Here is a 24,753-nt window from a genome sequence, read left to right as displayed (position 1 = left end):
AAATCTGCCTTGATAGTAAAGGTGTCTTTGCAGTTTAGCCTGTTTAATCCACTGGAGCAGGCAGCGCCAGGCTCGCATAATTTAGCCATCGTTCAGGAGGTGAGTGATGGACAGTTCAATACGCCGTGGTTCGCTGGAAATGGTCGCCGCGATGCTGATCTCGGGGACTATTGGCTGGTTTGTGCTGGTGTCCGGGCAACCGGTGCTGGATGTGGTGTTCTGGCGCTGCGTGTTTGGCGCTGGCACCTTGCTGTTGATCTGCCTGGCCATGGGCTTTCTCAAGCCCGGCATTCTGACCTTGGCCACCTTCGCCCTTGCAGTGCTCAGTGGTGTGGCGATCGTCGGCAACTGGGTGTTGTTGTTCGCCTCCTACTCGCGGGCTTCGATTGCCATCGGTACCGCGGTGTACAACGTCCAGCCGTTCATGCTGGTGGGGCTGGCGGCAGTGTTTCTCGGTGAGAAGATCACCGTGCAGAAGCTGTTCTGGCTGGCGCTGTCGTTTGCCGGGATGCTGGCGATTGTCAGCGCCCACGGCAGCCAGGGCGGCAGCGGTAATGACTATCTGTTGGGGATCGGCCTGGCTCTGGGCGCGGCGTTCCTGTATGCGCTGGCGGCGTTGATCATCAAGCGTCTGAGTGGTACGCCACCGCACCTGATTGCGTTGATCCAGGTGTGCACCGGCATCCTGTTGCTGGCGCCCTGGGCCAATACCTCGGGCCTGCCCAGCGAGGCCGGTGCGCTGGCTTCGCTGGTCACGCTGGGGATCGTTCACACGGGGGTGATGTATGTGCTGCTGTACGGTGCCATCCAGAAACTGCCGACCGCGTTGACCGGGGCCTTGTCGTTCATCTACCCGATCGCGGCGATCTTGGTTGACTGGTTCGCCTTCGACCACCGCCTGGCGCCGCTGCAGTGGCTGGGGGTGGCGACGATCCTGCTGGCCGCCGCCGGTATGCAGCAAGGCTGGTGGTTCAAACCGGCGGTCAAGGTTGCGACGGTCAAGCCGGACTGAGCGCGGCGCGGTCGATCAGCGCTGCCACTTCGGCAGCCCGCGAGGCCAATGAGGCGTGGCTGGCGTCCAGGCGCAACACTTCTTTCGGGTTCATGCGTTTGGACATCATTTCCTGATTGGCCGGGGCGATCATCCGATCGTGGGTGGAGAGCTGATACCAGGTAGGTTTGTGCTTCCACGCCGGGTTGTTGATGGTGTCACCGAAGGTGCTGGCCAGCGGGGCTTTCTGGGTCACGCTCATGACCAGCCCTTCGTCCTTGTTCAGGTCCTGGCAGAAGCTTTCGTGGAGTTTGTCGGGTTTGATCCACAGGTAACCGTCCGCATCCGGCTGCAGGTTGGCGGCTGCCTCAGGCGGGTTTTGTCCGGTAATGCTGCCAGGGCTTTCGCCGTCGTCAGGGGCGAAGGCGGCGATGTACACCAGGCCGGTGACATTGGGCAGATTACCCATCTGGGTGATCACCGCGCCGCCATAGGAATGACCGACCAGCAGCACCTTGCCAGGAATGGACGCGACCATTTTGCGTGTGCGTTCGGCGTCATCGGCCAGCGAGGTCAGGGGCATTTCCACGGCGTGCAGGTCGCGGTAACCCAGGCGTGACAATTCAAGAATGACTTTGCTCCAGTGGGCGGCGCCGCCCCAGAAGCCGTGGACCAGGACAATGCTAGGTTTTTCGCTCATGGTGGTTGTCCAGCAGATGAGGGTGGGATAGGCAGTGTAGATGCTCCCGGTGGTTTCGGGTGGCGTACCGGTTGCGCTACCGAGTGGGCGTGGTCAGGGTAGAATAGGCGGCTTTCCTGTATTGAATCTGCCCATGACTTCTGTGATCGACACTCTCCAGCAACACCTGCTTGCGGCGCTTGACCCGGCGCCGGCCGAAACCCGCCGGTTGTTTCATGGCCGCGGGCGCTGCTGGCCGGGGCTTGAGCAGATCACCGTGGACTGGTTGCAGGGTGTGCTGCTGGTGTCGCTGTTTCGCGAACCACCGGAAGGTCAATTGCCGGAGCTGGAGCAGATGCTGTTGGCGCTGGCCCAGGCGCCGTGCTGGAGTGGGCAGGCCATGCTGATCCAGCATCGCTACCTGCCCGACAGTCCCGGGCAGTGGTTGCTGGGTTCACCGAGTGAGCACTGGCTGATTGATGAAGACGGTTTGCGCTATCAGCTGGATCTTGGTTTGAAGCAGAACACCGGGTTGTTTCTCGACATGCGCTACGGACGGCGCTGGGTGCGTGAGCAGGCGGCGGGCAAGCGGGTATTGAACCTGTTTGCCTATACCTGTGGGTTTTCGGTGGCGGCAATTGCCGGTGGTGCCGAGCAGGTGGTCAATCTGGATATGGCGCGTTCGGCGCTGAGCCGCGGGCGGGATAATCATCGGCTCAATGGTCATGACCTGGGGCGGGTGAGTTTTCTCGGGCATGAGTTGTTCAAGTCGTGGGGCAAGGTGCGTAAGTCCGGGCCTTATGATCTGATCATTATCGATCCGCCGACCTTTCAGAAAGGCAGCTTTGTGTTGACTCAGGATTACCGCAAGATTTTGCGGCGGTTGCCTGAGCTGTTGACTGACGGTGGGACGGTGTTGGCGTGTGTCAATGATCCGGCCATCGGGCCTGAGTTTTTGATTGAAGGTATGGCTGAGGAGGCGCCGGATCTGGTGTTTGTCGAGCGTTTGGCCAACCCACCGGAGTTTCCCGATAACGATCCGGCGGGTGGGCTCAAAGCGCTGGTGTTCCGCCTGTAGGAGCGGATTCATCCGCGATGGACTGCGTAGCAGGCCCATTGTCTGGGGCCGCGCTGCGACCCATCGCGGATAAATCCGCTCCTACAGAGGCTGGCATCTGTCGCGCTTCTCTGTGGGCGCTACGCTGGCCCCGAACTACTTACGCAATCGCCGCCATCCCAACACCACCCCACTGACGCTGAGAATCAGCCCTCCAACACTGAAGACAATCATCCAGATATCCCAAACCGGCCGCCGCTGCAGCAACGGCAACCAGTCCCAGCTATGCAACAAGGCAAACAACCAGCGTGATACCCGCTTGGGTTGATCGAGCACACCAAGCACTTCCCCGGTGTACAGATCCAGATGCAACCAGGTCTGTTGCGAATCATCAAAGCGCACCCGCAACACCGGCAAACGCTTTTCCAGATGCCCGAGCATGCTCTGCTCAGCCCGTGCGTAGTAGTAAAAGTCGTAGCTATCGAGTAGCTCACTGTGCATCCGCCCCTGCGGCAAAATCGCCTGCGCAGCGCGTTCCAGCGCCGCCCTCGGCAAGCGGTTATGCACCTGCCCATCGACCATCGACAGCACCCGGGTACGACCCCCACCGTCATGCCCGATCAGATAACCCTGACCACCGACCAGACGCCACTCCAGCTCCCGCGCCACCAATCCTTCATCGGCAAACCTTGAAAGCGCTTCGGGCGCGGAAACAGGAAAGGCTTGGGCCTGCAACGGCCCACCTTGATACGCCGCGGTGTCCAGTGGCGTTGAACTGCTGAAAATCCGCCAGGGATTCATCGACATCAAGCCACTGAAGATCCAGGTGATCGCCAGCACACCAAACAGCAAACCACCGATATGGTGCCAGCGGGCAAACCCCCGATAGGGCGAACGCGAGCCGCTGCGGTAGGGTTTGCTGATGCGCCAGCGCAGCACACCGATCACCGCCCCAAGCACCGCCATGAGCGTGGCCGTCAGCGACAGGTAGATCACCAGATTGCTCCACCAGCCATCCAGGCCGATGCCACGCAGCGGGTACAGCCAGTGCAGCCAGGCGCCGACCCGGTTCCAGCCGCGTTCCAGCGCGCTGGCATCGCGGACCACTGCGCCGGTTTGCCCCGAGATGTACAACAGGGTGCCGTCGGCATCGGCAAGCTGTACCCGTTGCATCGGCCGGTCGGCATCCAACGCACGGGAATGGCTCCAGAGGTCTTCCTGCACCGGCCCCCGATAAACCGGTGCTGCCAATGGATCGTACTGGCGAGCGGCGGCCAGGGCCCACTCGCGGTCAGTGAAGCCCACGCGCTGGCCCGTGCGAGCATCCACCGCGACATTGCTGCGGCCCGGATAGCTGAACAGGTAGCGCGGCTGACCCGCCACGGTACTGAGGCGAATGCTTGCGGGGGCTCGCTGCGGATCGGCTGCGGCCAGCGCGACGGCCAGGTCGACGCAGCAGTCCTGCAGGCTGAGCACCGGCAGATGGCTCAGGTGCTCTCGCGGTGTCAGCTTGGGATAGCCGACGTAGAGCATGACCACGCCCGAGAAAAACCACAGGGCCATGAACAGACACAGACCGATGCCCAGCCAGCGGTGCCACAGGTACAGGTAACGTTTCATCGTCGGTGTCCTAGAAACGTGTCTGCACGGCCAGTTCCAGGGTCCGCGGCGCACCGAGGTAGAGCATGCTCGAGCTGGTCCAGCGCGCGTACACCTCGTCGGTCAGGTTGCGCACCCGGGCGGTGATGCGGGTGTCGTCATCGACCTTGTAGCCAACGAAGGCGCCGAAGACGGTGTAGGCCGGCGCATAGCGGGTGTTGGCCGCATCGGCATACACCGACGACACGTAGCGGCTATCGCCGCCCACTTGCCAGCTGGGGTCGATGTCGTAGGTCAGCCACAGGTTGGCGACCCGCTCGGGGATGTTGGTCGGGGTATTGCCTTTGCGCGAGAAGCTGGTGCCGCCGACGTTTTCGTTGAACTCGTCGTACTGGGCATCGACGTAGGCGAAGTTGCCCTCGGCCAGCAGTTGCGGGGTGACGCGCAGGGAGGCGGCCAGTTCGATGCCGCGTGACGATTGCTTGCCCACCGGCTGGGTGACGCCGGGGTTGGCCGGGTCGGCGGTGGCCAGGTTCTTGCGCTCGATGTGGTAGGCGGCAACCGTGGCAGCGCCGCGGCCGTCGAGGAAGCTGAGCTTGCTGCCCACTTCGACCTGTTTGCCGGTGCTCAGGTCAAAGTCGCGCACCTGGGCGAACGTTGCGGTGGTGAGGATGCCGGCGGGCGGGTCGGCGGCGGTGCTGTATTGCACGTAGACATTGGCCGCCGGCGTCAGCTCGTAGACCAGGCCAACACGTCCGGTGGTGGGTTCGTAGATGCGCTTGAAGTCGCGCGGATTGTTGGCATCGACAGTGCGGTAGTTGTGCACCTGCAGGTCGATGTGGTCGTGACGCAGGCCGGTCAGCAGCGACAGGCGATCGGTCAGTTGCAGGCGGTTTTCAAGGAAGGCGGCCCAGGTGTCGACGGTGTTCTGGCGGTTCTTCTGGTAGCCCGGGACCATGCCTTTGAGGTCGTAGAAATGACCGGGGTCGAAGTGCGCCGGGTCGACGCTGCCGAACCCTCCGGTGACCGAGCGCGGATAGTTCATCTGCACGTTGTGGCTGTAGTCGATGCCGCTCGACCACTGGCTGTTCATGCCGAACAGCTGGCCTTGGTGCAGCAGTTCGATACGGTTGCCGTTGAGCTCCTGGTCATGGCGCTGCAACAGCGCGTTGGAGCGTTTGACCTGACTGTTGTCGGCGTTGTAGGCGTAGGTCTCGAGGTTGCGGAAGTTTCGCTCGGTGTTGTAGTGGTAGAGGGTATTGCGCAGCGAGGTGTCGTCGTTGAAGCGGTACTCGGTGATCGAGCGCAGCCAGCGTACGCGTTGTTCGTAGCGGCCGTCCTCGACGTTGTAGTTTTCGAAGCGGCGGCTTTCGTCGACCTTCATTTCGCCACCCAGCGGGTTGAGTACCGGGCTGCCCCAGTAGGGGCTGTCGACGCTTTCGTTCTGGTATTCCAGGGCCAGGGTGTGCGACAGCTGGTCGTTGATGTCGGTCAGCAGCGAGAAGGCCACACTCCAGGCATCGCGCTCTTCACGGTCAACATAACCATTGCTGTGGGTATGGCTGAAGTCCAGGCGGGCATAGTTGCGGATGCCGTCGCCGTCATTGAGGGCATGGTTGAAGCCGAACGAGGTTTCGCTGCTGTCGTAGGAACCGTACTTGATGCGGCCTTCGTTGAAGTTTTCGTCGCGGCTGGCCAGCTTGGTGATGTAGTTGATCGAGCCACCGACGGCGCCGGCGCCGAACAGAAAGCTTGAAGGCCCGCCGATGGCTTCGACGCGGTCATAGATCCAGCTGTCCACCGGGCGCGCGGCAATCGAGTCGTACTGCACGCTGATGCCGTTGAACAGTTGGGTGATCTGCGCCCCGGAAAAACCGCGGTAGGCCACCGACCCTGCCGAGCCGGGTGGCGAGGCGGCGGTCATGCCGGGTACGCCGGCGAGCATGTCCTGGGTGGTCTGGGCGCCGCGTTGTTCGATCTGCTGGCGGTTGACGATATTCACCGACGCCGGGGTTTCCCGTGGGGTCAGGCCCAGGCGTGAGCCGGTTTGTGAGGGGGTGTCGAGCAACACGCCGTCGTCGGCGTCTGCACGACCATCGATGCGCAGGTCGGGCAGGGTCAGCGGCGCTTCAGCCGAGGCATTGAAGGACAGCGCGCACAGCAGCGCCGCGCAACCGGAAAAGCGATAGGAGTAGGGCATGGAGCAAACTCTGGAAATTGAGCCAGCGGCCAGCGGCGCCTGTCACACAGGTGCGGCAAAAAGGCCGGTTACCGGCAGCCACGCAAGCTGCCGCAGGGATCAAGCCAGAAGAGGGGAGGCGCGAGGGTTGGCAGCGGGCCAGCAATAGCGCGGTGGCGCCTTGCTGCGCAGTTCGCGGTGATAGCGTCGGGTGCGGGTGGCAGCCAGCAGCCAGCCAATGACCAGCATCAGGCCCAGGCAGACAACCGCGGCGGCGCACACCGGACAGGTTTGCATACTGTCCCAGCCAGAAACCGACTGGTCGCTGAAATCACTTTTCAGCGTTGGCCCGGCGCTGCCCATGGCCGAACAATAGGCGCCGCCGATACCGTTGAGTTGCAGGCCGACCATCTGCCCGTGGCCGATACCGCAGGCGAACAGATTGAACAGGACGCTGAAGTACAGGGTCCAGGCAATCAGCGGGCGGTTGGCGGGGAAGGTGTTCATGGCCGCGACTTTATCACCGATCTCAGGGGGCTAGAAAGTCGAATCAGGCTTGCCCGTCACCGACACGCGAGGGTGGTGGATTGTACTGGGCAAAGCTCACGTCATCGGTCTGGTCGACACGTTTTTTCAGGCGCTCGTTGAAGGCGCGGTTGACCGCATATTGTCCGCCCGAAGTGGTACGGAACTGTGCGGTCAGGGTGATGCCATTGAGGTTCATGCTGTCGACCCCGAACACCTGCAAGGGCCCTTGCAGACTGTGGCGCAGCATCGGGTCTTCGCTGATCGAGTGGCCGACTTCGCGGATCAGCTTCAAGGCGCTGTCGATGTCGGTTTCATAGCTGAACTGCACCGAGAAAAAGGCATAGGCAAATTGCCGGGACTGGTTGGTGACCGCCTTGATCTGGCCGAACGGCACCGAGTGCACGAAGCCTTTGCTGTCGCGCAGACGCAAGGTGCGGATGGTCAGGCTCTCAACAGTGCCGGCATGCCCGGAGTCGAGCACTACCCAGTCGCCGATGGCAATGGTGTCTTCGATGAGGATGAACAGCCCGGTGATCACGTCTTGCACCAGTTGCTGGGAGCCGAAGCCGATGGCCAGGCCAACCACCCCGGCACCGGCCAGCAGCGGGGCAACGTTGATGCCCAGGTTGGCCATGGTGGTGATGGTGCAGATCACCACCAGGATGATCTTGATCGCGTTGCGCAGCATCGGCAGGATGGTCCGCACCCGCGTGCTGGGCTGGCGTGCCGCACGGCGTCCGACCGTGGGCTTGAGTGCTTCCTGAATAGCGGTGTCGATTACTACCCAGAGCAGCCAGGTGACCAGCAGGATCAGGCCGATGCTGCTCAACGAGTCGCTGATGGCGCGGCCCAAGCTGTTGCGCAGGGCGAAGTCGAGCACCGAAAACCCCCAGATGCGCCCCAGCAGCACGATGAAGGCCACCGCAATGGCGATGCGCAACAGTGCGCGAGCGAGGTTGCGCAACAGCTCCTTGTAGGGGCGCAGGCGTTGTCTGGCGTCTGCTTCTTCCTGGTGTTTGAACATGTGCTGAAACACGGTGCTGAGAAACACTGTGCCGATCAGCAGGATTGAGGTCAGCAACGCCTTTTGCAGAGCACGCTGGCTCTCTTCGCCGGCGCCGATCAAGTGTATGGCCGAGACCAGGATCATCATCAGGATTGGCAGGAACCACAGTGCCGAGAAAATTCTCAGGGTTTCCTGCACGGCACGGTGTTGTAGGCGATCGGGCAAGGCGCGGTTGCGGATCAGGTGAGCTACCGGGCGGCGCAGCCTGATCACCAGCACGGCAAATGCCAGGGTCGCCAGCAAACCGGTCACCGCGGCGACGCTGCTGGTGATGTTGCCACCCAGGTGCCGGGCGATCTGCGGGCTGGTCAGCGCGTCGCTCCAGGCGGCGAGAAAGCCGATCAGAAACAATGGCCGTGGCGCCACCCGGCGAATGATCCGCACTGCCGTGCGTTTATGCCCGGTGTCGAACAGGGTGATCAGGCAGAAGATGATCGAGGTCGAGAAAATACCGCTACTGGTCGCGTAGGCCAGGCTCATGCCCAGGGCACGACCGGCGGAGAGCGCGAGGAAATGACTGACGTAGAGGGTGATGATCAGGCTGGCCATGGCTGGCAGGGTATAAACCAGCAGATATTTGACCACGCGGCTGGGACGCGGTCGCGCGCGCAGCAGACGAGAATGGCTGCTCTTGCCTGCCAGCAGGCGGCCGCCGTTGGTGAGCAGGGCAAAGGCGAGCAGCCAGGTGATCGTCAGCAGGGCGAAGTCGGTCCACAGCTCCAGAGAGCTGAGCCCTGAGGGCTGGCTGACCAGTTGATCGACTTCATCGGCGGCGCGATCGGCGCGCAGGCGCCAGTTATCGATCAGGTGGTTGTCGACATCCAGTTCCTGGCTGACGTCGTCCAGGCCATCGGCAATTGCGCCGAGCAGACCGCCCTGGACCACAGGCTCGGCAGGCTCTGTCGATTTTGCCGCAGTGGGCAGCAAGGGGGCGGCGGTCGCCAGCTGGAGGCTCAGCAGACAACCGAGCAGGAGGGCGAACAGGGATCGGGTCACTGGATACTCCTTGAACCGTGGATGACGGAAAGGGTAGTCAATGAACGAATCAAGGGTGGTGAAACGATCGCGGGGCAAGCCCGCTCCCACAGGGAGGGTGGAAATCCTCTGTGGGAGCGGGCTTGCCCCGCGATAGAGCTGTTACTGCCCGGTATAGATCTGGTCGAACACGCCACCGTCGTTGAAGTGGGTCTTCTGCACGGTGCGCCAGTCACCGAAGGTCTTCTCTACCGAGAGGAAATCGACTTTCGGGAAACGGTCGGTGTACTTGGCCAGTACCGCTGGATCACGCGGGCGCAGGTAGTTGTTGGCGGCAATTTCCTGGGCCTCCGGCGACCACAGGTACTTCAGGTAGGCCTCAGCGGTGGCGCGGCTGCCTTTTTTGTCCACCACTTTGTCGACCACGGTCACCGGTGGTTCGGCTTCGGCGGAAACGCTCGGGTAAATGACTTCGAACTGATCACGGCCAAACTCGCGGGCGATCATCTCGGCTTCGTTTTCGAAGGTCACCAGCACGTCACCGATCTGGTTGGTCATGAAGGTGGTGGTGGCGGCACGGCCACCGGTATCGAGCACCGGTGCCTGTTTGAACAGCTTGCCGACAAACTCCTTGGCTTTGTTCTCGTCACCACCGTTCTTCAGCACGTAACCCCAGGCCGACAGGTAGGTGTAGCGGCCGTTACCCGAGGTCTTCGGGTTGGGGACGATGACCTGGACGCCATCTTTGAGCAGGTCTGGCCAGTCTTTGAGCGCTTTAGGGTTGTCCTTGCGAACGATGAACACCGTGGCCGAGGTGAACGGTGCGCTGTTGTTCGGCAGGCGGGTGACCCAGTTATCCGGCACCAGCTTGCCGTTGTCGGCCAGGGCATTGATGTCGGTGGCCATGTTCATGGTGATGACATCCGCGGGCAGACCATCGATCACCGAGCGCGCCTGCTTGCTCGAACCGCCGAAGGACATCTGTACAGTGATTTTCTCTTTGTGCTCGGCTTCCCAGTGTTTCTGGAAGGCGGCGTTGTAGTCCTTGTAGAAGTCGCGCATCACGTCATAGGAAACGTTCAGCAACGGCGCTGGTGCGGCGTGGGCCAGGGAGCCCAGGGCGAGGCCGGCGGCCAGAAGCGAGGCACTGAAGAGATTTTTCACTGCGCATTCCTTGTTCGAATTGGTGTTGAAGGCATCATGGCAGCGACTATAGCGGTTGGCCCTTAGGCACTAAAAAGATTAAAAAGTACTTTGCTTATTCCATTTTCTTGAAAAGCGCATTACCACAGCGCGAGCAGAAGGCTGCGCCGTGCTCATGGTAGCCTTTGCGGCACACCGGACAGTCGTGCTTGAGCTGTTCGCCGCGCATGGCATTGGCCAGTTCAGCGGTGAAGATCCCGGTGGGCACGGCAATGATCGAGTAACCGGTGATCATCACCATCGAAGAAATCACCTGGCCAAGCGGGGTTTTCGGCACGATGTCGCCAAAGCCGACCGTGGTCAGGGTGACAATCGCCCAGTAGATCCCTTTGGGAATGCTGGTAAAGCCATGTTCCGGGCCTTCGACCACATACATCAAGGTGCCGAACACCGTCACCAGGGTCGAGACACTGACCAGAAAGACAATGATCTTCTGCTTGCTGCCGCGCAGTGCCTCAAGCAGGTAATGCGCCTGCTTGAGGTAGGGGCTGAGCTTGAGCACGCGAAAGATCCGCAACATGCGGATGACCCGGATGATCAGCAGGTACTGGGCGTCGCTGTAGTACAAGGCAATGATCCCCGGCACGATCGCCAGCAGGTCGACCAGGCCGTAGAAGCTGAAGGCATAGCGCAGCGGCTTGGGTGAGCAGTACAGGCGCACCAGGTACTCGGCGAGAAAGATCGCGGTAAAGCCCCACTCGGTCATCGCCAGCAGCCCGGCGTAGTTCTGGTGGACCTCGTCGATGCTATCCATGATCACAATGATCAGGCTGGCGAGGATGATCAGCAGCAGGATGCTGTCAAAGCGTCGGCCGGCGACGGTGTCGGTTTGAAAAACGATGACGTAGAGCCGCTCACGCCAGCTCAAAGGGGTATCCATGCTCAGCTCCATTTCACGATGGAGCTGAGCCTAGGGGCAGCGCCTCAGCTATGCAAGCGACCGGCACGGCGGGCTAGCGGTTGGCGCAGCAGGCGCTGGCCGATCAGCACCAGCCAGCAGGCGAAAATGAACGGTGCGGTCAGGCCGGGTACCGGCAGTTGCGCTACCAACGGTTGCAGGATGATCGCCAGGATCATCGCCAGCAACGGCAGCCAGGGTTGTTTGCGGGTCTGGCTGAAGGCCAGGGCGGCGAGTGCGGCGTTGAAGCCGTAGAGGCCGGCGTAGGCAGCACTGGCTTCGCCGCCGAGCAGTGCGACGCTGCCGCCCAGCGCCGCGCCGAGCAACGCCCAGGCCGCGGCATAGCGGTTGGCGATCAACAGGCCGATGGCGATCAGCAGGCCGGCCAGCGGGTTGTCCAGCAGGAAGATCTGGCCCAGCCCGCGCGCCAGGGCATAGAGCGCATTGGGCTCGATCGGACTGGAGGCGCTGGCGCCAGGTTCACTGACTGCCAGCACGGCCCAGCCGATCAATACGAACGGTGCGGTGTAAGCCGGGAGCAGCAGGTTGGAGCTGGCGCGTTTGAGCCACTGGTGCACGAGCATGCTGCTCAGGCCACCGGCGGCGATGATCAGTGGCGGCAGGATCGCCGACCAGGGCAGGGCATAGCTGAGCAGCAGGCCGATCAGCACGCCGTTGTAGCTGTACAGGCCAGCCTGGCGGTCGGTGCGGTTGTAGCTGCGGCGCTGGGCGGTGAGCAGACCGGCAAGGGCACCGAGCAGGGCACCGCCGACCAGATCGGGGGCAGTCAGGGTGATGGCCAGCAGGCACAACAGGCCGCACAGCGGATTGCGCTGCAGCAGGACCTGGCTGAAGCCGTTGAGCAAGGCCGTGGCCCAGTCCGGGCACGGGTTGACGAAATTCTTGGTGTACATGGGGGCAGTCTGGGTTGATGTGGAGTGGGGGAGCCTCTATCGGGCCGGGTTTTCCCACGTGGGTTTTGTGTTGTGTTCATCGCGGGGCAAGCCCGCTCCCACCGGTTTATCGGTGCCTGTGGGAGCGGGCTTGCCCCGCGATGACTTTTACATCAGATCAAGGTTTCAATCCGCAGCGTGTTAGTCGATCCTGGCTTGCCAAAAGGCACACCGGCGGTGATCAACAGGGTATCGCCACGGCTGGCCATGCCTTGGGCCTGGGCGATTTCCAGCGCGGTGGAGCAGATTTCATCGACCTGACGCAGGCGATCATTGACCACCGAGTGCACACCCCAGGCCACGCTCAGGCGCCGGGCGGTGGACAGGTTGGGGGTCAGGTTGAGGATCGGTGCCCGTGGCCGCTCGCGCGCAGCACGCAGGGTCGAAGCCCCTGACTCGCTGTAGTTGACCAGCACCGCCACCGGAAGGATCCCGCTGATCCGGCGGATCGCGCAGCTGATCGCATCGGAGACGGTCGCTTCCGCTTTGGGACGGCCAACGTCGAGTTGCGCCTGATAGTCCGGGCCGTTTTCAACCTGGCGGATGATCTTGCTCATCATCTGCACGGCTTCGAGCGGGTAGTCGCCGGAGGCGGTCTCGGCCGAGAGCATCACCGCATCGGCACCTTCGGCCACGGCGTTGGCCACGTCGGTGACTTCGGCACGGGTCGGCGCGGGCGAGAAGCGCATCGATTCGAGCATCTGCGTGGCAACCACCACGGGTTTGCCCAGCTCGCGGCAGGTGTTGATGATGCTTTTCTGGATCTGCGGCACGCTTTCGGCGGGTACTTCCACGCCCAGATCGCCACGGGCAACCATGATTGCATCGCTGAGCTCGGCAATCGCCCGCAGTTGGGTGACAGCCGACGGCTTCTCGATCTTGGCCATCAGGTAAGCGCGGTCACCGATCAGCTGGCGCGCTTCGACGATGTCTTCCGGACGCTGCACGAACGACAACGCTACCCAGTCGACACCCAGCTCCAGGCCGAAGGTCAGGTCGCGGCGATCCTTGGCGGTCAGCGGGCTCAAGTCCAGAACCGCTTGCGGCACGTTGACGCCTTTACGGTCGGACAGCTCGCCGCCGTTGAGCACTTCGGTCTCGATCGCGTCGCTGTGCTTGGCGGTCACCCGCAGGCGCAGCTTGCCGTCATCGAGCAGCAGGTCCATGCCCGGTTCCAGTGCGGCGATGATTTCCGGGTGCGGCAGGTTGACCCGCTCGACAGTGCCAGGGGTACTGTCGAGGTCCAGGCGCAGGGCCTGGCCGCGTTGCAGCTGGACCTTGCCTTCAGCGAAACGGCCAACCCGCAGCTTCGGCCCTTGCAGGTCCATGAGGATGCCCAGCGGGTAGTTGAGCTGGCTCTCTACTTCTCGGATCCACTGGTAGCGCAGGGCGTGGTCTTCGTGTTCGCCGTGGCTGAAGTTGAGGCGGAAGATGTTGACTCCGGACTCGACCAGCTGGCGGATGTCGTCGATACCCTTGATGGCAGGCCCGAGGGTCGCGAGGATTTTGACTTTTTTATCAGGCGTCATGGTTTGGCACTCTCAAGGATCAGAATGGCGCGAAAATCGTTGACGTTGGTCCGCGTCGGCTCGGTGACGATCAGGGCATCGAGCGCGGCGAAGTAGCCATAGCCATTGTTGTTGTCCAGTTCGTCGCTGGCCGACAGGCCCAGGGCCGCGGCACGGGCGTAGCTGTCCGGGGTCATCAGGGCACCGGCGTTGTCTTCCGAGCCGTCGATGCCGTCGGTGTCACCGGCCAGGGCGTAGACCCCAGGCAAGCCCTTGAGGCTTTCGGTCAGGCTCAGCAGGAATTCGGCGTTGCGCCCGCCACGGCCATTGCCGCGCACGGTCACGGTGGTCTCGCCACCGGAGAGGATCACGCAGGGCGGCGACAGCGGCTGGCCGTGCAGGACGATCTGCCGGGCGATGCCGGCATGAACCTTGGCCACTTCCCGCGATTCGCCTTCCAGGTCGCCAAGAATCAGCGGGCTGAAGCCGGCCTGGCGGGCTTTGACCGCCGCGGCTTCCAACGACTGCTGGGGACGGGCGATCAACTGGAAATGACTGCGGGCCAGCGCCGGGTCGTCGGCCTTGACGGTTTCCGACGCCGGGTTGTTCAGCCAGGCGGTGACTGCCGCCGGGGCCTCGATGTTGTAACGCTTGAGGATCGCCAGCGCTTCGGCCGAGGTGCTCGGGTCGGCCACGGTGGGGCCGGAGGCGATGACCGTGGCCAGGTCGCCCGGTACATCGGAAATCGCATAGGTGTAGACCGTGGCCGGCCAGCAGGCCTTGGCCAGACGCCCGCCCTTGATCGCCGAGAGGTGCTTGCGCACACAGTTCATCTCGCCGATGGTGGCGCCGGACTTGAGCAGGGCCTTGTTGATCTGTTGCTTGTCGGCCAGGGTCAGGCCTTCGGCCGGCAGGGCCAGCAGCGCAGAGCCGCCACCGGAAAGCAGGAAGATCACCCGATCGTCTTCATTCAGATCGCTGACCATCTCCAGCACGCGTTTGGCCACGGCCAGGCCGGCGGCATCGGGGACCGGGTGGGCGGCTTCGACCACTTCGATCTTCGAGCAGCTGGCGCCGTGACCGTAACGGGTCACCACCAGGCCGGAAACCGGGCCTTGCCAATTGCGTTCGACGACTTCGGCCATGGCGGCTGCGGCCTTGCCGGCGCCGATGACAATAACGCGACCGCTGCGGTCGCTGGGCAGGTGTGCTTCAAGAACCTGGCGAGGGTGCGCGGCATCGATGGCCGTAGCGAACAGGTCGCGCAGAAAGTGTTGCGGATCGAGCGACATGGCAGGCTCCAATCTTATTGTTCTTCAAAATCGAAAACGCCCCTGGTTCTGCCTCCGTGCAGGCCGACCCAGGGGCGGGTGTTGCTCTTCGCTTGCCTTGATTCAGAAGGCAATCAACGGGGCGGCCCTATCGCGGGGCAAGCCCGCTCCTACTCGCCGCGGATCGAGAAGTTGGCCATGTGCTCAAGGCCTTTGATCAACGCCGAGTGGTCCCAGTTGGCACCACCGATGGCCGCGCAGGTGCTGAACACTTGCTGGGCATTGGAGGTGTTGGGCAGGTTGATGTTCAGCTCTTTGGCGCCTTGCAGGGCCAGGTTCAGGTCCTTCTGGTGCAGGCTGATGCGGAAGCCTGGATCGAAGGTGCCCTTGATCATGCGCTCGCCATGCACTTCGAGAATCTTCGAAGAGGCGAAACCGCCCATCAGCGCTTCACGTACTTTGGCCGGGTCGGCACCGTTTTTGGCGGCGAACAGCAGCGCTTCGGCGACGGCCTGAATGTTCAGGGCAACGATGATCTGGTTGGCGACCTTGGCGGTCTGGCCATCGCCGTTACCACCGACGCGGGTGATGTTTTTGCCCATGGCCTGGAACAGCGGCAGGGTGCGTTCGAAAGCGTTCGGGCAACCACCGACCATGATGCTCAGGGTCGCGGCTTTGGCTCCGACTTCACCGCCGGACACCGGCGCGTCGAGGTAGGCAGCGCCAGTGGCCTTGATTTTCTCGGCGAAGGCTTTGGTAGCGGTAGGGGAGATCGAGCTCATGTCGATCACTACCTTGTTTGGACCCACGCCCTGGGCGACGCCGTTTTCACCGAACAGCACCGCTTCGACCTGTGGGGTATCCGGCACCATGACGATGATGAATTCAGCTTCCTGGGCCACTTCTTTCGGGTTGGCCAGGGCCACGGCGCCAGCGGCGACCAGGTCGGCCGGGGCTGCATCGTGGTGAGTGGAGAGGAACAGGCTGTGACCGGCTTTTTGCAGGTTCTGCGCCATTGGGCGGCCCATGATGCCGGTGCCGATAAATCCGATTTTAGCCATGAGAGATGCCTCTTGTAATTGTTAGATGCGGTAACCCGGTGGGAGCGGGCTTGCCCCGCGATAGCGGTGTTGAGGTCGCTATCGCATCGCGGGTCAAGCCCGCTCCCACCGAGAATCCATGCCAATCAGTTTCAGATCGCGTTGTGGGATTTCAACCAGCCAAGGCCAGCTTCGGTGGTGGTCAGCGGCTTGTATTCACAGCCCACCCAGCCCTGGTAGCCGATGCGGTCCAGGTGTTCGAAGAGGAAGCGGTAGTTGATCTCGCCAGTACCCGGCTCGTTGCGGCCCGGGTTGTCGGCCAGCTGGATGTGGTTGATCTTGGCCAGGTTGCTTTCCATGGTGCGGGCAAGATCCCCTTCCATGATCTGCATGTGGTAGATGTCGTACTGCAGGAACAGGTTGCTGCTGCCGACTTCGGCCTGGATTTCCAGAGCCTGTTGGGTGTTGTTCAGGTAGAAGCCTGGAATGTCGCGGGTGTTGATCATTTCCATGACCAGCTTGATCCCGGCAGCTTCCAGCTTGTCGGCGGCGTACTTGAGGTTGTCGACGAAGGTCTTGCGCACGCTGGCGCAATCCGGACCTTGCGGACGAATACCGGCCAGGCAGTTGACCTGGGTGTTGCCCAGCACCTGGGCGTAGGCGATGGCCAGGTCGACACCGGCGCGGAACTGCTCGACGCGAGCCGGATCGCAAGCGATACCGCGATCACCTTTGGCCCAGTCACCGGCCGGCAGGTTGAACAGCACCTGGGTCAGACCGTGGGCATCGAGCTGCTGCTTGATTTCAGCCGAGCTGTAATCGTACGGGAACAGGTATTCGACACCGCTGAAACCGGCGTCGGCGGCAGCCTTGAAACGGGCGAGAAAGTCCTGCTCGGTGAACAGCATGGACAGGTTGGCGGCGAAACGTGGCATGGTTGTCTCCTTGCAAAAGTGGGCCCTGCGCATTACGCAGCAGGGCCGCTCTAGCGATCAGTCGAGCAGGGAAATCGCGGTTGGCGCGTCGTTGCCGACCAGGGCCAGGTCTTCGAATTCGTTGACCGCGTTGATTTCGGTGCCCATGGAAATGTTGGTCACGCGCTCGAGGATAACCTCGACCACCACCGGAACCCTGAACTCTTCAGCCAGTTTCTGCGCTTTGAGCAGGGCCGGGGCGATCTCGCCTGGCTCGGTAACGCGCAGGGCCTTGCAACCCAGGCCTTCGACCACGGCGACGTGATCGACGCCATAACCGTTGAGTTCCGGCGCGTTGACGTTCTCGAACGCCAGCTGCACACAGTAATCCATCTCGAAGCCACGCTGCGCCTGACGGATCAGCCCCAGGTAGGAGTTGTTCACCAGTACGTGGACGTACGGCAGGTTGAACTGCGCACCCACCGCCAGCTCTTCGATCATGAACTGGAAGTCATAGTCGCCCGACAGCGCTACTACCTTGCGGGTCGGGTCGGCCTTGACCACACCCAGGGCGGCAGGAATGGTCCAGCCCAGCGGGCCGGCCTGGCCACAGTTGATCCAGTGACGCGGCTTGTAGACGTGCAGGAACTGCGCGCCGGCGATCTGCGACAAACCGATGGTGCTGACGTAGCAGGTGTCTTTGCCGAACACCTGGTTCATTTCCTGGTAAACGCGCTGCGGCTTGACCGGCACGTTGTCGAAATGGGTCTTGCGCTGCAGGCTCGATTTGCGCTGCTGGCAATCTTCCAGCCAGGCGCTGCGGTCCTTGAGCTTGCCGGCGGCTTTCCACTCGCGGGCTACTTCAAGGAACACGTCCAGGGCGGCACCGGCGTCCGAGACGATACCCAGGTCAGGGGTGAATACCCGGCCGATCTGGGTCGGTTCGATATCGACGTGAATGAAGCGGCGGCCTTCGGTGTAGACGTCGACGGAACCGGTGTGGCGGTTGGCCCAACGGTTACCGATACCCAGCACCACGTCGGACTTGAGCATGGTGGCGTTGCCGTAGCGGTGCGAAGTCTGCAGACCGACCATGCCGACCATCAGCGGGTGATCGTCCGGGATGATGCCCCAGCCCATCAGGGTCGGGATCACCGGAATGCCGGTCAGTTCGGCGAATTCGACCAGTTTGTCACAGGCATCGGCGTTGATGATGCCACCACCGGCCACCAGCAGCGGACGCTCGGCGGTGTCGAGCATGGCCAGGGCTTTCTCGACCTGGATGCGGTTGGCGGCAGGCTTGTGTACTGGCAGCGGCTGGTAGGCATCGATGTCGAATTCGATTTCGGCCATCTGCACGTCGAACGGCAGGTCGATCAACACCGGGCCTGGACGGCCGGAGCGCATTTCATAGAAGGCTTTCTGGAACGCATAAGGCACCTGGCCTGGTTCCAGAACGGTGGTCGCCCACTTGGTCACCGGCTTGACGATGCTGGTGATGTCGACGGCCTGGAAATCTTCCTTGTGCATACGGGCACGCGGCGCCTGGCCGGTGATGCACAGGATCGGGATGGAGTCGGCCGAGGCGCTGTACAGGCCGGTGACCATGTCAGTGCCGGCAGGGCCGGAGGTGCCGATGCACACGCCGATGTTGCCGGCTTTGGTGCGGGTGTAGCCCTCGGCCATGTGCGAGGCGCCTTCAACGTGACGAGCGAGGACGTGATCGATACCGCCGACTTTCTTCAGGGCCGAGTACAACGGGTTGATTGCAGCACCCGGAATACCAAACGCGGTTTCAACACCTTCGCGGCGCATCACCAGAACGGCTGCATCAATTGCTCTCATTTTGCTCATGGTTTTGTGCCTCTTTGATTTTGTAATTGTATACAAATGGCTTTTCGTCAGAGTGTATTCACGCCAGGCGACTCTGGTCAATCCATTTTCATCGGCGATGGGTGCTTTCGTCGGGAAGGCCATAAAAAAGGCGTTTCGTCAGAATTGGGTTATCGCTCTCGAATTATTGTATACAAAAAAATTCGCCATTGTGTTCTATTTGTTCTATTGCTTTCACACCTGCCCTCAGGGCTTCTAACAACAAGAGGACCTTTCCATGAACACATTGACCCTGAAAGTCGCCGTCAGCCTGGTGAACGCCGCGCTGGCCGCAGGCCGCAAGATCTCCGCCGCGCCCCTGACGGTGGCGGTGCTTGATGCTGGCGGCCACCTGTTAACCCTGCAGCGCGAAGACGGCGCCAGCCTGTTGCGCCCGCAAGTGGCGATGGGCAAGGCCTGGGGCGCGATTGCCCTGGGCAAGGGCTCGCGCCTGATTGCCCTGGACGCACAGCAACGCCCGGCGTTTTTCGCCGCGCTCAATGGTCTGGGGCAGAGCCCGGTGGTGCCGGCGCCAGGTGGCGTGCTGATCCGTAATCAGCAGGGCGTGGTGGTGGGGGCGATCGGTATCAGTGGCGATACCTCGGATATCGATGAGCAGTGCGCGATCAGTGCGATCGAAGAGGCAGGATTGACGGCGGATGCCGGGGTAGCAGCTTAAGGCTTTATCCCCCGGTGGGAGCGGGCTTGCCCCGCGATTGCGATTGTTCAGTCACATTGCATCGCGGGGCAAGCCCGCTCCCACCGGATGAATCTGTTCTCTCAGGTCAAGCGTCCGGCTCACAACCCTTGAGCACCAGACGAATGATGGTCTGCGTCGCTGCTTCATAGTCGCTGTCTTCCAGCTTGGCTTTACCGGTAACCACCGAGATCTGCCAGTCGAAATCAGCGTAGGTCTGGGTCGCCGCCCAGATGCTGAACATCAGGTGGTGCGGGTCGACCTTGGCAATCTGGCCACGGTCGATCCATGCCTGGATGCATTCGATGTTGTGCCGGGCCTGCTCGTTGAGCTGTTCGACCTGGCTCGGGCTCAGGTGCGGGGCGCCGTGCATGATCTCGCTGGCGAACACTTTGGAGGCAAACGGCAGGTCGCGGGAAATACGTACCTTGGAGCGGATGTAGGCGCTCAATACTTCCTTGGGGTCGCCGTCGGCATTGAACGGCGTAGACGCCTGCATGATCGGCTCGATGATGCTTTCCAGGACCTCGCGGTAGAGGTTTTCCTTGGACTTGAAGTAGTAGTACACGTTCGGCTTGGGCAGCCCGGCCTTGGCCGCGATGTCGCTGGTCTTGGTGGCGGCGAAGCCCTTGTCGGCGAACTCTTCACTGGCCGCGCGCAGGATCAGTTCTTTGTTGCGCTCGCGAATGCTGCTCATGGTTGACGCTAATCCTCGGGCCTGAAAGGGCGGTTGCGCATGGTAGCACCGCGTTTGCAAAGGGCTCAAGGTGGCGACTTTGGGCTAGACTGAGCACCTCTCAACCCGCTGGAATCAGGCAAACATGGCAGGAAGCAGTCTTCTGGTATTGATCGACGATATCGCCACGGTACTCGACGATGTCTCGGTAATGACCAAGGTCGCGGCGAAAAAGACCGCAGGGGTGCTGGGCGACGACCTGGCGCTCAATGCCCAGCAGGTCACCGGCGTGCGTGCCGAGCGGGAAATCCCGGTGGTCTGGGCGGTGGCCAAGGGCTCGTTCGTCAACAAGCTGATTCTGGTGCCGGCAGCGCTGTTGATCAGTGCGTTCATCCCCTGGGCGGTAACGCCGCTGTTGATGATCGGTGGCGCTTTTCTGTGCTTTGAAGGCTTCGAGAAGCTGGCCCACAAGTTCCTCCACAGCAAGGCGCAAGACCAGGCCGAGCACGCAGCGTTAGTCGAAGCGGTAGCGGACCCTGACGTCGATCTGGTGGCCTTTGAGCAAACCAAGATCAAGGGCGCGATTCGCACCGACTTCATTCTTTCGGCAGAGATCATTGCGATCACCCTGGGCACCGTTGCCGCTGCGCCGCTGAGCCAGCAGATCATCGTGCTCTCGGGCATCGCCATTGTCATGACCATCGGCGTGTATGGCCTGGTTGCCGGTATCGTCAAACTCGATGACCTGGGATTGTGGCTGACCCAGAAGGCGTCGCGCGTGGCACAGGTGCTGGGCAACGGCATCCTGCGTGCGGCGCCGTACATGATGAAGAGCCTGTCGGTGATTGGTACCGCGGCGATGTTCCTGGTCGGTGGCGGGATTCTGGTGCATGGCGTGGCGCCGCTGCATCACGCCATCGAAGCCTTCAGCGAAGGGCGGGGCGGGGCGTTGACCGGGCCTTGCTCAATGGCGGGGTGGGGATTGTTGCGGGGGCGGCAGTTTTGGCGGTGGTGGCTGTTGTTGGCAAGATCTGGCGAGCCGTGAAGGGCTGATGGCCTTATCGCGGGGCAAGCCCGCTCCTACCAGGTAGGAGCGGGCTTGCCCCGCGATCACTTCAATCAGAAGTGGTACTTGAGCAGGAAGCTCGCGGTGTTCTGATCGGTATCAAACGCATCGCTGTCCTTGATCCCGTACTTGTTCTTCCAGTAGTCGTATTCGAAACCGACATACAACTGCTTCTCGCCCCAGTTCAGCGCCTTGCCCAGGTCATATTTGACCTGCGGGTTGAAGTGCAGGTTGGCGTGGTAGGTGCCACGGCGGCTGGTGGCGTCGTTATCCACAACCCAGTCCATGAAACCATCGATGAGAATGTCGGACTTGCCCACAGGAATGGTGTAGGACCAGACCGGGGTGATTTGCCAGACGTTGTCACCGGCACGGCTGCCTTCGGTGTGACGCTGGTAGAAATTCAGCTGGAAGTAGTCGAAGCCCGGGATTGCCAGGTCGAAACCAGGACCGATCAGGTAGGACTCGGTATCGCCCTCGCCAAATTCGTAGGTCATGGCCAGCAGCACGTCCTTGATCGGGCCGAACTCCAGTTTCTGATCGAAGATCTTGCCGAACGACAGGCGTGGGCTGAACTCGCCGTAGTAGGTGTTGGGGCCGTTGTTGAAGTCTTTATCGCCGTTGTAGAAGATCTTGTCGACGAAGAAGAAGTTGTCGCCGTATTTCCAGGCATCGGCGTGCTCGAAGGTCACGGTCTGCTGGATTTCCGGGTTGACCGCAAAGTTCTTGCCCCACAGGTAGGTCAGGCTGTTGTTCTGCCATTGCAGCAGATCACCGGCGGTGGCGGCCGTGCTGGCCGCCAGCAGGCCACCGGCGAGGATCAGGCTATTGGTCATGCGCATCGCTGTGTTGCTCCCTTGATTGAATCTGTTGTCGGTGCTCTGAGCGGCACCGTTGAGTTCAAATACTTGTCTTTTGAGTCAGTTTTTTTCGATTGGCCACAACAATTTGGCAAGTGCTGCGCCAACTTTTCCGCAATGGCGCAACAGTCCTGCTCGACGTCTTTCTGAACAGCTGAAAAAGGGTATTTCAGGTTGGCGTGACGCTTGCCAACCGCCCGAATTCATTGACTGAGCGGTCAGCAAACGCAGGCAGGATCCATCCTGCCCTGAGCGAGGGGGCGCGCAGATTACTGGCTTGCGCGCGGGTCCTCAAGTGCTCCGTCGTGGAGCGGGTGTGGCTAAAACTGTGCGTTTGGTCAGGTTTTAGAAGTGAACCTTAACCAGGGCGCTGGTCACGCTCTGATTGGTGTCCAGCCGTCCACTGTTCTCGATGCCGTATTTGTCTTTCCAGTAGCTGTATTCGATACCCACGTACAACTGCTTGGCGCCCAGGTTCAGGGCCTTGCCCAGGTCGTATTTGACCTGTGGGTTGAACTGCAGGTTGGCGTGGTAAGTACCGCGTCGGGTCTCGTCGTTATCGACCACCCAGTCCATGTAGCCATCGATGAGGATGTCGGACTTGCCTACAGGGATGGTGTAGGAAAAGGTCGGAGTAATCTGCCAAACGTTATCGCCTGGGCGGCTGCCCTCGGTGTTGCGCAAGTAAAAGTTCAAGGTGAAGTAATTGAAACCGGGAATTGCCAGGTTGAAGCCGGGGCCGATCAGGTAGGCCTCGTTGTCGCCTTCGCCCGACTCGTAGGTCATGGCCAGCAACACGTCGGTGATCGGACCGAACTCCAGCTTCTGGTCGAAAATCTTGCCGAACGACAGGCGCGGGCTGAATTCGCCGTAGTAGGTGTTGTTGCCTTTGTTGCGGTCGGTACCGCCGTTGTAGAAGATCTTGTCGACGAACAGGAAGGTGTCGCCGTATTTCCACCGGTTGGCGTGTTCGAAGGTCACTGTCTGCTGGATGGCAGGGTTGACCTGGAAGTCCTTGCCATACAGGTAGGAGAGGCTGTTGGTGTGCCATTGCAGCAGGTCTTCTGCGGCGGCTGGCAAAGTGGCCAACAGACTGCTACCCAACAGAAGGGAAGTGGTGATGCCTTTCATGTTGTGATTCCCGGCTTTGTTATTGTTGGTTTTCGGTTTTTTCGGCGCGAAACGCCCCGGCCGACCCGCTCCCACGGGTCGACGGTCCTGCGTAGTGCTCGGGGTGGTACCGGGCGGCAAGCGCCGCCCAAAGACTCAGTGTTGGTGGGCGGCTTCGTTGTGGGCGGCGCGTTCGGCACCGCCGAGGATGTTGAACAACAGGTTGAGGATCAGCGCGCTGACCGTGGCCATGGCGATACCGCTGTGGGTGATCGGTTCCATCCACTGCGGCATCTGTGCGAAGAACTCCGGCCGCACCACAGGGATCAGGCCCATGCCGACGCTGACGGCAACCAGCAACTGGTTGCGGCGGTCGGCGATGTCGGCTTCCTGGAGGATCTTGATCCCGGTGGCGGCGACCATGCCGAACATGGCAATCGAGGCGCCGCCCAATACCGCAGGCGGAATCGAGGCAATCAGGAAGGCCGCCTTGGGCAGCAGGCTGAGCAGAATCAGAAAACCACCGGCAACCACCGTGACATAGCGGCAGCGCACGCCAGTCATCTGCACCAGGCCGATGTTCTGGGCGAACGAGGAGTGGGTGAAGGTGTTGAAGAAACCGGCGACAAACGATGCACCGGCGTCGCACATCAGGCCGCGGCGCAGCATGCCCGGAGTGACTTCACGGTCGGTGACCTTGCCCAGGGCGAGGAACATGCCGGTGGACTCGACAAAGATGATCACCACCACCAGGCACATGGACAGGATCGGCGCCAGGCTGAAGGTCGGCATGCCGAAGTGCAGCGGCGTTACCACTTGAACCCAGGGCGCCTCGTCGAGGCCGGAGAGGTCGACCATGCCGATGGAGCCGGCCAGGATATAACCCAGGCCCATGCCGATCAGCACCGAGACATTGACCCAGAAGCCGCGCATGAAGCGGTTTACCAGGAGGATGGTAGCCAGCACCAGGCCGGCGACGATCAGGTAGACAGGGGAGCCGAAGGTTTCGGCACTGGCGCCGCCACCGGCCCAGTTAACGGCAACCGGAAACAGCGAAAGACCAATCGAGGTGATGACCGTGCCGGTCACCAGCGGTGGGAAGAAACGCACCACCTTGGACATGAACGGGGCGATCAGCATGCCGAAGAAACCGGCGGCGATGGTCGCACCGAAAATACCTTGCAGGCCGACGCCGGGCATTCCGGCCATGGCCACCATGCTGCCGACTGCAGCAAAGCTTGCACCCATCATCACCGGCATGCGGATGCCGACTGCGCCAATGCCGAACGACTGGACGATGGTGGCGACACCAGCGACCAGCAGGTCGGCATTGATCAGGAAAGCGACTTCTTCACGAGAAAGGCCGGCGGCCTGGCCGATGATCAGCGGCACGGCAATCGCGCCTCCGTACATCAGCAAGACATGTTGTAGACCCACCAGGAACAGTTGGAGCATTGGCAGTGGCTGTCGTGGGGGCGCAACGGGGATGTACGCCTTGCGTGACTCGGACATGCAACACCTCGGTTTTGTTTTTATTCTTTAGAACTGCAAGCTTCAAGCGCCACGCCTCGAGGAGAAGCAGGTGGTGGCGCCTGGCTTGCAGCTTGTAGC

At 61.6% G+C, this 24,753-nt stretch carries 20 protein-coding genes and 1 pseudogene; 4 read left to right on the top strand and 17 right to left on the bottom strand.

The window, feature by feature from the left end; genetic code table 11:
- Window positions 1-106 precede the first annotated feature (106 nt).
- Window positions 107-1,012 (top strand): DMT family transporter, encoded by a 906-nt coding sequence (locus PSAKL28_RS18600; protein WP_038613281.1) that lies wholly within the window; start codon window positions 107-109, stop codon window positions 1,010-1,012.
- On the opposite strand, the gene PSAKL28_RS18595 is transcribed toward PSAKL28_RS18600, so the two are convergent.
- Entirely contained in the window at window positions 999-1,691 is a 693-nt protein-coding gene (locus PSAKL28_RS18595) for an alpha/beta hydrolase (RefSeq protein ID WP_038613279.1), read from the bottom strand. The genes PSAKL28_RS18600 and PSAKL28_RS18595 overlap by 14 nt on opposite strands.
- 133 nt (window positions 1,692-1,824) lie before the next feature.
- Between PSAKL28_RS18595 and PSAKL28_RS18590 the strand changes: the two genes are divergently transcribed.
- The gene (locus PSAKL28_RS18590; protein ID WP_038613277.1) at window positions 1,825-2,748 is read left to right on the top strand and encodes a class I SAM-dependent methyltransferase; all 924 of its coding nucleotides are present in this window, start codon (window positions 1,825-1,827) and stop codon (window positions 2,746-2,748) included.
- A gap of 135 nt (window positions 2,749-2,883) precedes the next feature.
- Here PSAKL28_RS18590 and PSAKL28_RS18585 read toward each other — a convergent pair whose 3' ends face one another.
- From PSAKL28_RS18585 to gcl, 12 genes are all read right to left on the bottom strand, one after another.
- A complete protein-coding gene (locus tag PSAKL28_RS18585; protein ID WP_038613275.1) occupies window positions 2,884-4,347 on the bottom strand; it encodes a PepSY domain-containing protein in 1,464 nt (487 codons plus the stop codon).
- Window positions 4,348-4,357: 10 nt separating this feature from the next.
- Entirely contained in the window at window positions 4,358-6,526 is a 2,169-nt protein-coding gene (locus PSAKL28_RS18580) for a TonB-dependent receptor (protein ID WP_038613273.1), read from the bottom strand.
- 99 nt (window positions 6,527-6,625) lie between these two features.
- Window positions 6,626-7,012, bottom strand: a complete 387-nt coding sequence (locus PSAKL28_RS18575) for a DUF2946 domain-containing protein (protein ID WP_038613271.1) — start codon at window positions 7,010-7,012, stop codon at window positions 6,626-6,628.
- Window positions 7,013-7,055: 43 nt separating this feature from the next.
- Window positions 7,056-9,095 carry a mechanosensitive ion channel family protein gene (locus PSAKL28_RS18570; protein ID WP_038613269.1) on the bottom strand — a complete coding sequence of 680 codons (2,040 nt, stop codon included), beginning with the start codon at window positions 9,093-9,095 and terminating at the stop codon, window positions 7,056-7,058.
- Between the two features lie 141 nt (window positions 9,096-9,236).
- Window positions 9,237-10,238 carry a sulfate ABC transporter substrate-binding protein gene (locus PSAKL28_RS18565; protein WP_038613267.1) on the bottom strand — a complete coding sequence of 334 codons (1,002 nt, stop codon included), beginning with the start codon at window positions 10,236-10,238 and terminating at the stop codon, window positions 9,237-9,239.
- A gap of 94 nt (window positions 10,239-10,332) precedes the next feature.
- Window positions 10,333-11,157, bottom strand: a complete 825-nt coding sequence (locus PSAKL28_RS18560; RefSeq protein ID WP_038613265.1) for an ion transporter — start codon at window positions 11,155-11,157, stop codon at window positions 10,333-10,335.
- Between the two features lie 44 nt (window positions 11,158-11,201).
- Entirely contained in the window at window positions 11,202-12,089 is an 888-nt protein-coding gene (locus PSAKL28_RS18555; RefSeq protein WP_038613263.1) for an urea transporter, read from the bottom strand.
- A 152-nt stretch (window positions 12,090-12,241) separates the two neighbouring features.
- Complete coding sequence (pyk, locus tag PSAKL28_RS18550; protein ID WP_038613261.1) at window positions 12,242-13,657, bottom strand: pyruvate kinase; 1,416 nt, start codon at window positions 13,655-13,657, stop codon at window positions 12,242-12,244.
- Window positions 13,654-14,928 (bottom strand): glycerate kinase type-2 family protein, encoded by a 1,275-nt coding sequence (locus PSAKL28_RS18545; protein ID WP_038613259.1) that lies wholly within the window; start codon window positions 14,926-14,928, stop codon window positions 13,654-13,656. Before PSAKL28_RS18545 ends, pyk begins: the two co-directional genes overlap by 4 nt.
- Before the next feature lie 149 nt (window positions 14,929-15,077).
- Window positions 15,078-15,968: a 2-hydroxy-3-oxopropionate reductase gene (locus tag PSAKL28_RS18540; RefSeq protein ID WP_038613257.1), complete on the bottom strand. Its 891-nt coding sequence runs from the start codon at window positions 15,966-15,968 to the stop codon at window positions 15,078-15,080.
- A 131-nt stretch (window positions 15,969-16,099) separates the two neighbouring features.
- Complete coding sequence (hyi, locus tag PSAKL28_RS18535) at window positions 16,100-16,882, bottom strand: hydroxypyruvate isomerase (RefSeq protein ID WP_038613255.1); 783 nt, start codon at window positions 16,880-16,882, stop codon at window positions 16,100-16,102.
- A gap of 57 nt (window positions 16,883-16,939) precedes the next feature.
- Window positions 16,940-18,715 (bottom strand): glyoxylate carboligase, encoded by a 1,776-nt coding sequence (gene gcl, locus PSAKL28_RS18530; RefSeq protein WP_038613253.1) that lies wholly within the window; start codon window positions 18,713-18,715, stop codon window positions 16,940-16,942.
- 256 nt (window positions 18,716-18,971) lie between these two features.
- Here gcl and PSAKL28_RS18520 point away from each other — a divergent pair, with 256 nt between their 5' ends.
- Window positions 18,972-19,412, top strand: a complete 441-nt coding sequence (locus PSAKL28_RS18520; protein ID WP_038613248.1) for a GlcG/HbpS family heme-binding protein — start codon at window positions 18,972-18,974, stop codon at window positions 19,410-19,412.
- A gap of 106 nt (window positions 19,413-19,518) precedes the next feature.
- Here the strand turns inward: PSAKL28_RS18520 and PSAKL28_RS18515 are convergent, their stop codons facing one another.
- Window positions 19,519-20,127, bottom strand: a complete 609-nt coding sequence (locus PSAKL28_RS18515) for a TetR/AcrR family transcriptional regulator (RefSeq protein ID WP_038613246.1) — start codon at window positions 20,125-20,127, stop codon at window positions 19,519-19,521.
- 124 nt (window positions 20,128-20,251) lie between these two features.
- On the opposite strand from PSAKL28_RS18515, the pseudogene PSAKL28_RS18510 reads away from it, so the two are divergent.
- Window positions 20,252-21,159 (top strand): annotated as a pseudogene (locus tag PSAKL28_RS18510) (DUF808 domain-containing protein).
- A 66-nt stretch (window positions 21,160-21,225) separates the two neighbouring features.
- Here the strand turns inward: PSAKL28_RS18510 and PSAKL28_RS18505 are convergent.
- The 3 genes from PSAKL28_RS18505 to PSAKL28_RS18495 form a co-directional block, all read right to left on the bottom strand.
- Entirely contained in the window at window positions 21,226-22,014 is a 789-nt protein-coding gene (locus tag PSAKL28_RS18505; RefSeq protein WP_038613244.1) for an outer membrane protein OmpK, read from the bottom strand.
- Between the two features lie 363 nt (window positions 22,015-22,377).
- Window positions 22,378-23,163 (bottom strand): outer membrane protein OmpK, encoded by a 786-nt coding sequence (locus PSAKL28_RS18500; protein WP_038613242.1) that lies wholly within the window; start codon window positions 23,161-23,163, stop codon window positions 22,378-22,380.
- 135 nt (window positions 23,164-23,298) lie between these two features.
- Window positions 23,299-24,654 (bottom strand): nucleobase:cation symporter-2 family protein, encoded by a 1,356-nt coding sequence (locus PSAKL28_RS18495; RefSeq protein WP_038613240.1) that lies wholly within the window; start codon window positions 24,652-24,654, stop codon window positions 23,299-23,301.
- Between the last annotated feature and the right edge of the window lie 99 nt (window positions 24,655-24,753).

This window comes from Pseudomonas alkylphenolica (assembly GCF_000746525.1).
Lineage (GTDB): Bacteria > Pseudomonadota > Gammaproteobacteria > Pseudomonadales > Pseudomonadaceae > Aquipseudomonas > Aquipseudomonas alkylphenolica.
This window is presented reverse-complemented; position numbering and strand designations above follow the sequence as displayed.